13 protein-coding genes are annotated in these 13,025 nt (G+C 49.3%); 10 read left to right on the forward strand and 3 right to left on the reverse strand.

Annotated features, from left to right (window positions below; translation table 11 throughout):
* The first annotated feature begins 61 nt into the window (after window positions 1-61).
* The 6 genes from PBN151_RS20315 to PBN151_RS20340 all read left to right on the forward strand — a co-directional run bounded on the left by PBN151_RS20315 (window position 62) and on the right by PBN151_RS20340 (window position 5,661).
* Window positions 62-790: a CoA transferase subunit A gene (locus tag PBN151_RS20315; RefSeq protein WP_072730442.1), complete on the forward strand. Its 729-nt coding sequence runs from the start codon at window positions 62-64 to the stop codon at window positions 788-790.
* Window positions 787-1,461: a 3-oxoacid CoA-transferase subunit B gene (locus tag PBN151_RS20320; RefSeq protein WP_072730443.1), complete on the forward strand. Its 675-nt coding sequence runs from the start codon at window positions 787-789 to the stop codon at window positions 1,459-1,461. Before PBN151_RS20315 ends, PBN151_RS20320 begins: the two co-directional genes overlap by 4 nt.
* 20 nt (window positions 1,462-1,481) lie before the next feature.
* The gene (gene hisC, locus PBN151_RS20325) at window positions 1,482-2,600 is read left to right on the forward strand and encodes a histidinol-phosphate transaminase (RefSeq protein WP_072730444.1); all 1,119 of its coding nucleotides are present in this window, start codon (window positions 1,482-1,484) and stop codon (window positions 2,598-2,600) included.
* A 213-nt stretch (window positions 2,601-2,813) separates the two neighbouring features.
* Window positions 2,814-3,992, forward strand: a complete 1,179-nt coding sequence (locus PBN151_RS20330) for an acetyl-CoA C-acetyltransferase (protein ID WP_072730445.1) — start codon at window positions 2,814-2,816, stop codon at window positions 3,990-3,992.
* Between the two features lie 228 nt (window positions 3,993-4,220).
* Window positions 4,221-5,333: an NADH:flavin oxidoreductase gene (locus PBN151_RS20335; RefSeq protein ID WP_072730446.1), complete on the forward strand. Its 1,113-nt coding sequence runs from the start codon at window positions 4,221-4,223 to the stop codon at window positions 5,331-5,333.
* Between the two features lie 118 nt (window positions 5,334-5,451).
* Window positions 5,452-5,661: a TetR/AcrR family transcriptional regulator gene (locus PBN151_RS20340; protein ID WP_227774885.1), complete on the forward strand. Its 210-nt coding sequence runs from the start codon at window positions 5,452-5,454 to the stop codon at window positions 5,659-5,661.
* Between the two features lie 209 nt (window positions 5,662-5,870).
* On the opposite strand, the gene PBN151_RS20345 is transcribed toward PBN151_RS20340, so the two are convergent.
* The gene (locus tag PBN151_RS20345; protein WP_072730447.1) at window positions 5,871-6,500 is read right to left on the reverse strand and encodes a pyridoxamine 5'-phosphate oxidase family protein; all 630 of its coding nucleotides are present in this window, start codon (window positions 6,498-6,500) and stop codon (window positions 5,871-5,873) included.
* 131 nt (window positions 6,501-6,631) lie between these two features.
* Between PBN151_RS20345 and pdxR the strand changes: the two genes are divergently transcribed.
* From pdxR to PBN151_RS20360, 3 genes are all read left to right on the forward strand, one after another.
* Complete coding sequence (pdxR, locus tag PBN151_RS20350) at window positions 6,632-8,116, forward strand: MocR-like pyridoxine biosynthesis transcription factor PdxR (protein WP_072730448.1); 1,485 nt, start codon at window positions 6,632-6,634, stop codon at window positions 8,114-8,116.
* A 166-nt stretch (window positions 8,117-8,282) separates the two neighbouring features.
* Window positions 8,283-8,636 (forward strand): hypothetical protein, encoded by a 354-nt coding sequence (locus tag PBN151_RS20355; protein WP_044356021.1) that lies wholly within the window; start codon window positions 8,283-8,285, stop codon window positions 8,634-8,636.
* 320 nt (window positions 8,637-8,956) lie between these two features.
* Window positions 8,957-9,160, forward strand: a complete 204-nt coding sequence (locus PBN151_RS20360) for an aspartyl-phosphate phosphatase Spo0E family protein (protein WP_227774887.1) — start codon at window positions 8,957-8,959, stop codon at window positions 9,158-9,160.
* 86 nt (window positions 9,161-9,246) lie between these two features.
* On the opposite strand, the gene PBN151_RS20365 is transcribed toward PBN151_RS20360, so the two are convergent.
* Together PBN151_RS20365 and PBN151_RS20370 are read right to left on the reverse strand one after the other, a co-directional pair.
* On the reverse strand, window positions 9,247-10,074 hold the full coding sequence (locus PBN151_RS20365; protein WP_072730450.1) for a hypothetical protein: 828 nt from the start codon (window positions 10,072-10,074) through the stop codon (window positions 9,247-9,249).
* Window positions 10,075-10,261: 187 nt separating this feature from the next.
* Entirely contained in the window at window positions 10,262-11,515 is a 1,254-nt protein-coding gene (locus PBN151_RS20370) for a M48 family metallopeptidase (protein WP_072730451.1), read from the reverse strand.
* A 361-nt stretch (window positions 11,516-11,876) separates the two neighbouring features.
* Here PBN151_RS20370 and PBN151_RS20375 point away from each other — a divergent pair, with 361 nt between their 5' ends.
* Window positions 11,877-12,932, forward strand: a complete 1,056-nt coding sequence (locus tag PBN151_RS20375) for an LLM class flavin-dependent oxidoreductase (protein WP_072730452.1) — start codon at window positions 11,877-11,879, stop codon at window positions 12,930-12,932.
* Window positions 12,933-13,025: the final 93 nt, after the last annotated feature.

Below are 13,025 nucleotides of genomic sequence, written 5' to 3' on the forward strand. Positions count from 1 at the left end.
GCTCGTTAATGACTGCAAGATGTAAGAGCTTCAAGTTACGCTGATGAAAGGAGCGCATCGCATGAAGGATAGGAAAGTCGTGCATTCCGCCGCTGAGGCGATAAAGGGAATTCAAGAAGGCGCGACCTTGATAGTAGGTGGATTCGGCCTATGCGGGATCCCCGAGCTGGCTATTGCGGCGCTGAGAGACTGCGGTGTGAAGAATCTGACCGTTGTGAGCAACAATTGCGGCGTGGATGATTGGGGGCTCGGTCTCCTGCTCGCGAACCGCCAGATTAAGAAGATGATCTCTTCGTATGTTGGGGAGAACAAAATATTCGAACGCCAGCTTCTGAACGGTGAGCTGGAGGTTGAGCTCGTTCCGCAGGGCACACTGGCTGAGCGCATTCGCGCGGGCGGAGCCGGTATCCCGGCCTTCTATACGGCTACCGGTGTCGGCACGCCGATAGCGGAAGGCAAGGAGCTTAAAGAGTTCAACGGCCGCACATACCTGATGGAAGAGGCGATTGTCGGAGATTTTGCGTTCGTGAAGGCGTGGAAGGGGGATACGCTCGGAAATCTGATCTACCGGAAGACAGCCCAGAACTTCAATCCGTTGGCAGCAGCAGCAGGTAAAATTACGATTGCCGAGGTGGAGGAGCTGGTTGAGCCGGGACAATTGGATCCGAATCATATTCATACGCCTGGTATCTATGTGCAGCGGATACTTCACGGAACCGGATATGAAAAGCGGGTGGAACGGCGCGTTGTCCAGTCGGCGGCGCAGCAAGGAACGGAGGGATTCGCATGAGTGATGCACGTCAAGCCATCGTGCGGCGAGCAGTGCTGGAGATTGCGGACGGGATGACAGTCAATCTCGGCATCGGCATGCCGACCCTCATTGCAGGCATCATTCCGCCAGAGTTCGATGTGATGCTCCATTCGGAGAACGGCCTGCTCGGCATCGGGCCATACCCATTAGAGGGGAGCGAGGATCCGGATCTGATTAACGCAGGCAAGGAGACGGTGAGCGCTGTGGAAGGGGCGTCCTACTTCGACAGTGCCGAGTCGTTCGCCATGATCCGCGGTGGTCATATTGATCTCGCCATTCTGGGCGGGATGGAAGTATCGGAACAGGGTGATCTGGCGAATTGGATGATTCCCGGCAAAATGATTAAAGGCATGGGAGGCGCCATGGATCTGGTGAATGGTGCCCGGCGCATCGTCGTCATAATGGAGCATGTGAATAAGCATGGTGAATCTAAAATCAAGCGCGAGTGCAGTTTGCCGCTGACGGGCAAACGAGTCGTCGACCGGTTAATTACCGATTTGGCCGTATTTGATTTTACCGAAGAAGGCATGGTCTTGATCGAGACACAGCAAGGAGCTGACGTAGAAGAGATTCGTCACAAAACCGAGGCGACGTTCCGAATAAGCCCAGCGTTGAACGCGGCGAACGCAGCGCCTCGGGCATCGGAGTAAAGGGCTAAGGAGGAGCGTGTATGCAAGTGTCTGTCAAGATCCCGACAAGAAAAGAAATCGAGCCGCTCGGCGTGTACGTGCCTGGAAAACCGATTGAAGAGGTAAAAAGGGAGTTCGGCCTTACGGAGATCATCAAGCTCGCGTCCAATGAAAATCCGTACGGCTGTTCGGAATTGGCCGCCCAGGCTATTGTACGCGAAATGGAGAAGTGCGCCTTGTATCCGGAAGGAACCGCTCCCGAATTGGCGGCGAAGCTGTCAGCTCATCTGGGCGTGGAGCCTGAATATTTCATTGTCGGCAATGGTTCCGACGAAATTATCCGTTTACTAACGCGGAGTTATATCGCCGCAGGGGACGAGGCGATCATGGCCGATGTCACATTCCCTCGTTACGATACGAACGTTCGTATTGAGGGAGGCGTTCCCGTTGCGGTGCCGCTCATCGAGGGCGTTCATGATCTGGACGGCATGCTGAAGGCGATCGGCAGCAGGACGAAGATGATCTTCATATGCAACCCGAACAATCCAACCGGGACAATTGTGGGGCGAAGCGAGCTGCTTGCCTTCATCGAACAGGTACCACGACATATTTTGCTGGTCATCGACGAGGCATATTACGAGTATGTGTCCGACCCGGACAACTTACAGACCATACCTCTGCTTGCCAGCTATCCAAATCTGGTCATCTTGCGTACGTTCTCTAAGATTTATGGCTTAGCTGCGCTGCGAGCAGGCTACGGTATGATGCATCCGAGCATCGTGCAGGAGCTGATCAAGGTAAAGGAGCCGTTCAATTCGAATCGAATGGCGCAAGCTGCGGCTCTTGCCTCACTGGACGATACGACGTTCGCCGAAGACTGTGCCCGGCGGAATGAGGCGGAGAGAACCAAGCTGGTTGCGGAATTGAAGCAGTTGGGTCTGTCCTGCTATCCATCGCACGCCAACTTCCTGATGGTGAAGCTGAATTGTTCTGGTGACGACGTATTCCGCTCGTTACTGGAGCGGGGCGTGGTGGTGCGCGCGGGCAGTTTGCTCGGCTATCCAGATACGATTCGTGTATCCATAGGAACGGAGCAGGAAAATCAGGTGTTCATCGAGGCGCTTCGGCATATTCTTGGTCCTTGCGTCAAATCGGTTTGACCAATCGGGCGCTTCTTTATTGCTGACCTATGTTCGAACGGTTGGTATTGGGATATAACGAGCTATGTTTGCATAGCGATGACTTGAATGATTATCTATTGCACTTAGTAACTATCAATGTCTATCAGTGAATATCAATGTCTTTCGGTAACTATCGGTGACTATCAGTCACTATCAGTGACTAAATAATGCATTGCAGATGGGGGTGGCGATCTGTCTGACGTTGTAATTGCAAGCGCTGTACGAACGCCGATCGGTGCGTTCATGGGCGGATTGAGCGAAGTACCGGCTGTTGAACTGGGAGCGCGGGTTATCACAGAAGCACTGGGGCGAGCCGGGGTACAGCCGGGATCAGTGCACGAAGTGATCATGGGCAATGTACTGCAGGCGGGCAGCGGCCAAGGGCCAGCACGTCTGGCCGCAATAAAGGCAGGGCTTCCCTGCGAGGTTCCGGCCGTTACGATTAATAAAATATGCGGCTCAGGTTTGAAGGCGGTCATCATGGCTGCGCAGGCCATCAAGGCTGATGATGCAGATCTCATTGTCGCGGGCGGCATGGAAAATATGTCGCTTGCACCTTATGTATTGGCGCAAGGCAGAATGGGATACCGGCTTGGGAATGGGGTAATTGAGGACAGCATCCTCAAAGACGGACTTACCTGCTCGATATGTGACATTCATATGGGCAAAACTGCGGAAAATATTGCGGCGAAATATGGCATTGCGAGAGAAGAGCAAGATGCCTTCGCTCTGACGAGTCAACAGCGGGCTCGCGAGGCATGGGAGCGCAGTGAGTTCTCCGCTGAAATCGTGCCGGTGGAGATTCGAACCAAGAAGGGGCTGTCGACGATTGAAGCCGATGAGCATTTCCGTCCTGATGTGACGGCTGCTGCCCTGGCTCGACTCAAGCCTGCATTCCAGCCAGACGGCACGGTAACAGCCGGAAATGCTTCCGGCATTAACGATGGAGCGGCAGCGCTAGTGGTCTGCTCTGGGCGTATGGCGAAGCAGCTTGGGCTGTCCGTGCTGGCGCGCGTCCGCGGCTATGCCTGCACCGGCGTGGATCCAGCCTATATGGGCATGGGCCCTGTATCAGCCGCGCAGGCGGCGGTAAAGAAGGCGGGCATGTCGCTGGCGGATATTGACCTGGCGGAAATAAATGAAGCTTTCGCCGCCCAATCGATTGCTGTCATCAATGAGCTTGGGATCGATCCAGCAATCGTCAATGTGAACGGCGGTGCCATTGCACTCGGGCATCCGATTGGCGCCAGCGGTGCGCGTATCCTCGTGACGCTGTTGCATGCCATGAAGCGCAGGCAAGCAGCCACTGGGCTCGCCACCTTGTGTGTCGGTGGCGGCCACGGCGTCGCTGTCATCGTCGAGCAAGTGTAACCTTTCCATTACGTAGCACCTCCGATTCCCATTGAGTCGGAGGTGTTGTCGTCTGATAGAGCTAAGGAAGAATAAACATGAATGAAGTCGTGAAGGGTCTAAGATGATATGGCTTTATCCTGTATCCGATGATGTGGACAAGATGGATCCATCGTGGTCAAGTTTAAATGTGAAATATTGTATAATGATAAAAGGCAGTATATTTCAAAGAAAAAAAGGAGGAAAAGCATGATGCAAACCCCATCAGTTGAAGCTTTGTTTAAACCTTTCTCGATTGGCCCACTAGAGCTGAGCAATCGCATTGTCATGGCGCCTATGACGCGCATGTTCTCTCCAGAGGGTATTCCAGGGGAGAATGTGGAGGCGTACTATAGACGTCGTGCAGAGAATGGTGTTGGGCTTATTATAACGGAAGGTACAGTCATTAATCATCCTGCAGCAGCGTCACACCCGAATATTCCGAGATTTTATGGAGAAGACGCACTAGATGGTTGGTCTAGGATCGTTCAGTCGGTACATAAGGCGGGGGGAAGAATTATTCCACAGCTATGGCATGTCGGAACCCAGCGCGCAGTTGGGCAAGCGCCGAATCCAGAGGCTTTGCCTATTGGCCCATCGGGTATAACAGCTGATGGCTTGAAGGTGAATGAACCGATGACGAAGAACGAAATTGACATGGTAGTGGATGCATTTGCTCAAGGTGCAGCAGATGCGCAAAGACTTGGTTTTGACGGTATTGAGCTCCATGGGGCACATGGCTATCTTATCGACCAATTTTTCTGGGAACAAACGAACCAGCGAGAGGATGAGTATGGAGGCGGGATCGTAGAACGGACGCGTTTTGCAGTTGAGATTGTGAAAGCTTGCAGAGATGCCGTTGGTCCAGACTTCCCGATCATATTCCGTTTCTCTCAATGGAAAAGAAGACCCTTTACGGCTAAATTGGCCTATACACCAGATGAGCTGGCTCAATTTTTATCTCCGTTGGTAGATGCAGGGGTAGATGTATTTCATTGCTCGACTCGACGTTTTTGGGAACCTGAATTCGAAGGTTCTTCTCTTAATTTAGCTGGATGGACGAAGAAGATTACAGGAAAACCTGTCATAACTGTAGGCTCTGTGGGATTAGACAGTGAATTTTTAAGTTTCTTTGCGGAGGGTAAAGGGGCCCAGAATGTAAACATTGACGGCTTAATCGAGAGACTTGAGCAAGATGAATTTGATTTGGTAGCGATAGGCCGGGCTTTGCTCGTCGATCCCGCATGGGCTGCAAAAATACGTGATGGAAGAGTGGATGAGCTGCTTCCTTTTACCAAGGAAGCGTCAAAAGTATTATTCTAATATGTTCGTTTCCTACGTCTAAAGAAGCCACTCTTGGAAACATCCTCTACGTTGATGGTTATTATGAATACTTGTATAACTTTGGATGACATGAATGGTAATGAAGAGAGGGTTACTCTTGTCTCCACGTACAAAGGAACAGGACGAAGAAATTCGAAAACAGCGAAAACAAGAAATATTGCAAGCAGCCATGCTTGTGTATGCAGATAAAGGATATTCAGCTGCCGAGGTTGGTGATATCGCAGCAAGGGCCGGACTGGCGCGCGGTTTGATGTACCATTATGTTGATTTTCCACTTCTAGATACGACCGTATCGAGTTCCCAATAGAAAAAACTACTACACATCTATCTCTTCTAGTCGTTGGCTGTTAGACACCCACTGATAAATCATCTTGAAGCTGTGCACTCTAATAATGAAAAATTGTGAATAGCCCTGTTGGTTTATTCTGTACAAATGGTGTCGCGAAGACTTCCATTTTACATAAAATCCAACAGGGCTTTATTTCTAGTGTCTTACTTCGTATTAGAATTCGTCATCTAATCGCCGTCATTCATCCGATGATACGGACAGAGTGCTTCCATCATGGCTACGGTTTCCTTGTCTAAGTCTTTATCTCGTTCCAGCAGCCCATTCGACACGATTTCAAATTTCTCTTCTTTCATATTTTGCCCGAATTTATACTTGGCTGATAACTCATGCACGTTGATGCGGACAACGGAGGTGCTTTTGATCTGACCCGTATAGTCTGGATCCTCCGGATCAATCGGAGCATAGCCTCCCTCTGGCTGAAGCTTCTGCATAAAGGCGGTCAATGCTTCCGCTTTCTCTGTTAGATCCGACACCTTTTCCGCATGGCCTTTGATCAGAACCGATTTGAAGAAGGCTGTTGCAGGGCAGGCCAGCTTCGCTTCAGTGAAATAGGAGGGAATGATTGCGTACTCCTTCGCCACAGAGAATGTAACACGCTGATCTGCCTTGATGTTCTTCATCTTGCGTCCTGATACGCTGCCGTGAAAATAAATAAAGCCGTTGTGATATACAAAATTAAGCGGGGTAAGCTCTGGCCATCCATCCTCATTGATCGTCCCGAGAATGCCAAAGCTCATTTCTTGCATAAATTGCTCGGTTTCCACTGTGTCCATGACTTCGAATTCTTTTCTTCGCATTAACAAAGACCTCCTCCGATTACTCCATTCGATCTTGTTTGTGTAGTATTTAGCTTACCTCACGAATTGACAATGAAAAAGATCCAATTTAGATTAGTTTTACTAGACCATTGGTGACGGAGGATGAGTTTATGCAATTCCACATTCCTTACCATTCCTATCTGGATCAATATCCATCCAAACGCCTCGCACTATATCATGCCATCCGAGATTCCATTGCCGCACAAGTATTTGTAAAGGATACAAGACTGCCATCGAGCCGGGAAATGGCTGCCCTGTTCGGGCTATCTCGGGGAACTGTCAATGAGGTGTACGATATGTTGTCTGCTGAAGGTTATATTTCAAGCGGGGTGGGAAAGGGAACCTTTGTTGCGTTCCAGCCCTCAACCAAGAGAGGAACTGATACTCCCTGTCAAGAGCTGAACGTATTGTCCGACTGGGGGATGCGTCTGAAGGAGATCGAGGAACGGCGGGATGAAAATAGCGGAATGCGCATCAAGGCCGGCTTGAGAGTAGCGAATTTCAAAGAGTTCGGTTCTGGTACACAATGGTTTCCGGATAAAGAGTGGAATCGCAGCTTGTATGCGCAGGCCAGATTGCTGCACAGCAGTGACCGAATGAACCGATTGGTGTCCACATTAGGCGATGATAGGCTTAGAGACAGTATTGCCCAATATATAAGACGAGCACGGGGCATAGCTGCTGATCCGAGTCAGGTGATTGTGTTCAATGGTTCGAAGCAGGCACTCGCTTTGACGGCACAGTTGTTCATTAATCCTGGGGATCGCGTAGTTGTTGAGAATCCGGGATATACGGGAGCCATACATATCTTCCAGACGCTAGGGGCGAGCTGTGTTCATGCACCTATTGATGGACAGGGGATAATACCGCATGATTGGCAGGCTAAGCTGCTTCTTGTGACGCCTAACCGCCAGTTTCCGACAGGGGCTGTGTTGACAATGGAGCGCCGTCAGCAACTGCTCGCTTGGGCTTCGGAGAACAATGCGCTCATTCTAGAAGACGATTATGACAGCGTGTTCCGTCATCGGGGCAAATCGCTGGAGCCGTTGAAAGTGTTAGATAGTGAGGGTCGAGTCATCTATATCGGAAGCTTCAGCAACACGCTGCTCCCACATATACGCATCGGTTTTGCGGTTGTGCCGACATCGCTCGTTTCCGTGTTCGCTAAAGCGAAGGGGGTATTCGAGCCGAATCCGAGCAACTTGCTGGAGCAGCGCACGTTGGCTTCTTGGATGCACAATGGCCAATATGAACGGCATCTACGAAGAATGAAGCGGGTGTATGGGAAGAAGTTCAAGCTGCTGCAGGATCTGTTGACGGCACATGTATCGCACTTGTTCCATTGGATCGAAGCGGATGCCGGATTAAGCATTTTCGGATGGTGGCGAGGCAGCATAGAGCAATATGTCACGTTTCGTACAAAGTGCTCGGAAGAAGGCATTTACTGGTCTGATACCTGCATTCAGAAAGAAACTGGTGAAGGTATGAATCAGTATGGTGCGTACTTTTATTTCCCTCGAATGTCTGAAGACGACATAATTTATGGGGTTATGAAGATGAAGGAGGTTTGGGCGAGTCTGGTGGTGGGAGGATGAAGGCAAGTGAAGTGTCAGTTTAGCAGACAGAATAGATAGCGCAAAGTATTGAGGAGAACGAACAGATTGTCTTCCCTTGTGTGCGAATCGAATTTTACACTTTCCCGGTTACACGGTCTTAGATCGGCTTCACCCTGCATACAGTGCAAGGAGGGAGCGTGATCCAATGATCGAGAATGAGAAGATAAAGAGATATTATAAGCTGAAGCAGCAGCAAAAGGAAATTGAGGATGAGCTGTCGGCGCTGCGAAGCGATATTATTCAATACTGTGAAGAGCAGGGAGAGTCAGAGATAGACGTGGGCAATTTCCATGTGAAGCTGGTTCAGCAACAGTATAGACAATATGATGATGCCAAGCTGTATGCGGCTCTGCCTGACCCGGAAGTATGGCGCTTGCTGTCCAAGCCGGATACTGCGAAGATAAAGAGCTTGATACAACTGGGTGTCATTTCAGATGAGAGCATTTCAGACACGTACAGCGTGCATCCGAAGGTATTGCTTCATGTGGATAAAAAGTAATTGATTTCGGGAAAATCGAAGTAGAGGGCATCGGCAGAGCAAGGATACTGTCGATGTCTTTTTGCTGTATGGAGCAAACGATGCTCATGGAGGGAATGTATATGAAAATCGAAATTCATTTATTTTTCAGGAAACATTTTACATATATTCAACGTATAAGAAGAAACGAAATATATGAGCGTCATCGATAGAGTAGACAACATGGAGAAGGTTAGTAGGTTGCTAGATTTGCAATCAGCATTCGGGATGTTCTTCATTTACACACCGATTATGCGAGGTGATTCATAATGTGTTATCTTCACTGCCCCCATGATCTTCAAATGCTTGAGAAAATCGAACGACTTAAAAAGCAACTTATTTCGATTGTCAATGAAAAGAACGATTTCAAAGATGATGAGGTTGTGAGGATTAGTCAGGAATTAGATTTGTATTTGCTGGATTATCAAAAAAAACGATTGTTTGCTTCTACTTCTACCTCTGCTGTACCTGCTCAGAAGCAGAGGAAAGAGTCGATGGCGGAGTAGTACGTACATCCTCAAACTGCTGTCGACTCTTTAGACTCTGTAGACATCAATACAACAACTGGGTATACCACTTGGTAAGGTACAAACTACCCATATAAGTACCATTCGTCAATCCATGGATAATCCCCATAGTGCTCGCGGATAAAACGAATCACGGAGTCAATCATCTCCCATGCTCGCTGATAGCATGGATATTCATTCAGCTCCATATGAGGAGTAATCGACCCCCCAGTTGGTATCACGCTTAAATAGGATACAATCCGTTCTTCCTGCAAGCTGCCGAAGCGGGTAGTTGATAAAAAAGTAGACAGCCACTTATCATGTGGATAGCTCTTTCCATCCAAAATATAGGACAGCTGACATAGCTCCCTTACAATCTTGGAGCAGTGCAGACTAGTGGAAATCGCATCGCCGCGCTTCAGCGGATGCCGCATCCAATCGAGCGTAAACTGCAAGCTGAGGTAAAGAGGCTTGATAACCTTGATCGGATTGGACAAGAAGTGCGCAGATTGCTGCGCAATTGTATGCTTGAATCGTGACTCAGGATCATGAATAGGGATCGCCTGCTGGAATTCCCACACTTGCGGATAGTTATTTTCCCCGTAATATCCTTCCAACATAGTGAACGACTCAAAGTGATAATGGCCCTCCCAATCTCCAATCGGTTGGAATGCGTTATCTTTTGTCGTGCTTAAACCTGCTTCCCGATATCCGCTGATAATCGCTTGTCGAATATCTTCGTCACAGAAGAATACAAAATCAATATCCGAATACTGATCGCAATTGCCGCGGGATACACTGCCCTTCACGACAAGTGAACATTGATTCCAGTAGTGAGAGAGGACAGGGTGTCTGGATAGATCATTGGCATGTACATAGGCTTGCTGCAATAGCTCTTTGCTCTTGTCATTCATAGATGGACCTTCTCTCAATGTGTAAAGAGTACGGATGCTCTTTCGATTGTAGTTCGAAGGAGAGATCAGTGCAAGGACGTTGATAACGGGTGGCAGCTGGGAACAGAGCCCTTTGGCTTCCTCATAGAAATCGAAAGGGCTGAGATATTTGCATCTGTTTACTATTATCTACTCATAGCGAGCTCCATCATAACGCCGCCCGAATATCATCCAGCAAGTAGCGCTGGCTTATTTCCTCCAGGCGTGCGAACTCTTCTTCCAGCTGATTTTTCAGGTTGCTGTCAGGCACATATCGCGGTGTCAGTACTTGATGATGCTGTAGACTCTGTAATCTGTACGGTGTCGGCGGATGAGTGGAATCCAATTGTACAGTGATGGAATCGCGAATCCGTTGGATTCGTTTCTGCTCGCTTGCGGGGACATGCTCCATCTTTTGGCGGAATTCCCCGAACAAATCCGAATTAAAGCGGTAGCGTGCGATTTGTTCAGCCGTCAGCCAGAATACGGGAGCGAAGTGAGATTTGCTTAAGGCCGAGCATGCGGCATCTGTTCCTGCAATCTCGCCCGCGACTCGGTCGGCCAAATACTCGGCGCGCTGGCTCTCATCCCAGACCGTAATACCAAGGCCGTAATACAGGATGAAAATCAGATTGGCCAGCTGCAACTGGGCATATCGCATCGGTGTGGATATAGGCCTGAGCACTTCTCCTTCTTCGCAGTATGGATATACGAACTCGTACCACGAAGCCATAATTCGCCTCGCTGACACGATAAACCAGGAACGGGTCACATCCTTATGCGCATGATGCGCGGTCTCGTGGGCGAGGATTGCGATCTTCTCCGATAGGCTCAATGCCGAAAATAGAGGTACTCCAATCCCGATGATCTTGGTTCGGCGCCGGCCGAACTTGGTAAAGTACGCATTGTATGAATTCGTCATCCGAATCTCGTCGATCGGCGGTGCTTGAACAGCTGCGGCAATGTCATCGGCGAGACGATACAATCCGGGATATTCCTCCCGCCGCAGAGGCTGGCCCGACAGTCTCCACCTGGAGGGCAGCATTAAGTCGGTGAATAGTAGAAACGGGACAATGGCAAGCATAGTAAGCAATAACGAATTGCTATAAAAAAACCAATACACCGCAATAATCGGTAGGCTGAAGGTACCTGCAAGGATACTTCCGGCTAACAAATAAGCGAGCGCTTTACGCCAGGTTAAGGGATACGTAATCCGATCGGTATGCAGATTCTCCTCAAGCAATAGCTGTGATTTTTTGACTCCCATGCGGTAATTGAGCCGTTCCACAAGGCCTAGTGAAGAGATGGGGCGCCAGTCCGGATCGATGTTCCAATTGCATTCCTCGCACCAGGTAACATACCCCGGCACGGATTCCATTTTGTGCCCGCATTCCGGGCAGTATTCCGTCGTTTGATTGGTCATTTTCTCACTCCAACATGATGGATTCATAAAAGCTTCCTTATCATGTATCGGTAAATGACACCAGAACGTGAATCGCATGGGAAATTAGGGAGGGGCAATCTGACGTCTGATCAGCATTATAGTTCTGTCATCATAAAACTTAACGATGCTGCGTTTCTTCATGAATATAGTGCCGCTGCCATTCAGGGTTCCATGTACGATGGAACTTAATTTCTTTTTTATATACAGAGAATAAATGGAAATCCCATTTCCAACCTATGAAATCATGAAAATAAGTGATAAATTAATATACCGTCTACTATGTGCGTAAATATGAACATGAACATCGACACGAACATCAATGGAAAAGAGGAAATGGATAGTGGAACTAGGTATAAGCACGTTTGTTGAGACTACGCCTGATGTGAATACCGGAATCACGATTAGCCACGCAGAACGGCTGCGGCAGGTGGTCGAGGAGATGATCCTCGCAGATCAGGTAGGGCTGGATGTATATGGGATAGGGGAGCATCATCGTCCGGACTTTGCGGCATCCTCTCCTGCGGTTGTATTAGCTGCAGCAGCAACTCAGACGACAAGAATTCGGCTTACAAGCGCAGTGACGATCCTGTCGTCTACCGATCCTGTGCGTGTATTTCAAGACTTTGCAACTGTGGATGGCCTCTCTAATGGTCGTGCAGAAATTATGGTTGGTCGTGGTTCGTTTCTGGAATCATTCCCTTTGTTCGGTTGTGATCTGAACGATTATGAAGAACTGTTCGATGAGAAGCTGGATTTGTTGCTGCAGATTCAGAAGTCGGAGAAGGTAAGCTGGAGCGGGAAGCATCGTCCTGCGATTCATGAACTAGGCATCTATCCGCGTCCTGTGCAGGAGCATTTGCCAGTGTGGATTGGAAGCGCAGGAAGTCCGGAATCCGCGGTCAGAGCAGGGAAAATGGGACTTCCATTCGTTTTGGCGATCATCGGACCAGTGAAGCCGCTTGATTATGCATCTCAGGCTGAACTATACAAGAAAGCTGCTGCGGAAGCAGGTCACGATGTAAACCGTCTGACGATTGCTTCGCATTCTCATGGGTTTATCGCGAAGGAGCAGAAGCAAGCGATCGAGACATTCTTCCCGTCCACATTTGCAAGAACGAATGTGAGAGCGAAGGAAAAAGGAGCGCCTCCGTACACGAGAGCGAATTACGACGCGGCTTGCAGCCCTGAGGGTGCTCTCTATGTTGGCGATCCCGAGACGGTAGCCCAAAAAATTATCGAGCTCCGTAAGCACGTAGGGGTTACGCGATTCATGCTGCATATGCCGCATGGCACTATGCCTCACGAAGAGGTTATGGAAGCGATACGGCTGTTCGGAACAGAAGTAGCGCCTCGTGTCAGAGAAGAAGTGGCTCGATGGGAACAAAATCAAGGTTGAGCTGGATGCGAGAAGACGCTGCCCGAATGAGGCAGCGTCTTTTTTATCGTTTCTAACCGTAGTTTCCCGTAACCCAGCCAATACATATGTAGG

The sequence above is a fragment of the Paenibacillus sp. NAIST15-1 genome (assembly GCF_001894745.1).
GTDB classification, from domain to species: domain Bacteria; phylum Bacillota; class Bacilli; order Paenibacillales; family Paenibacillaceae; genus Paenibacillus_B; species Paenibacillus_B suaedae.

What these genes read in the sequence shown, in the direction of transcription:
- PBN151_RS20315 (WP_072730442.1), top strand. Translation starts at nt 62, where the DNA reads ATGAAGGATAGGAAAGTCGTGCATTCCGCCGCTGAGGCGATAAAGGGA.
- PBN151_RS20320 (WP_072730443.1), top strand. Translation starts at nt 787, where the DNA reads ATGAGTGATGCACGTCAAGCCATCGTGCGGCGAGCAGTGCTGGAGATT.
- hisC (WP_072730444.1), top strand. Translation starts at nt 1,482, where the DNA reads ATGCAAGTGTCTGTCAAGATCCCGACAAGAAAAGAAATCGAGCCGCTC.
- PBN151_RS20335 (WP_072730446.1), top strand. Translation starts at nt 4,221, where the DNA reads ATGATGCAAACCCCATCAGTTGAAGCTTTGTTTAAACCTTTCTCGATT.
- PBN151_RS20345 (WP_072730447.1), bottom strand. Translation starts at nt 6,500, where the DNA reads ATGCGAAGAAAAGAATTCGAAGTCATGGACACAGTGGAAACCGAGCAA.
- pdxR (WP_072730448.1), top strand. Translation starts at nt 6,632, where the DNA reads ATGCAATTCCACATTCCTTACCATTCCTATCTGGATCAATATCCATCC.
- PBN151_RS20355 (WP_044356021.1), top strand. Translation starts at nt 8,283, where the DNA reads ATGATCGAGAATGAGAAGATAAAGAGATATTATAAGCTGAAGCAGCAG.
- PBN151_RS20360 (WP_227774887.1), top strand. Translation starts at nt 8,957, where the DNA reads ATGCTTGAGAAAATCGAACGACTTAAAAAGCAACTTATTTCGATTGTC.
- PBN151_RS20365 (WP_072730450.1), bottom strand. Translation starts at nt 10,074, where the DNA reads ATGAATGACAAGAGCAAAGAGCTATTGCAGCAAGCCTATGTACATGCC.
- PBN151_RS20370 (WP_072730451.1), bottom strand. Translation starts at nt 11,515, where the DNA reads ATGACCAATCAAACGACGGAATACTGCCCGGAATGCGGGCACAAAATG.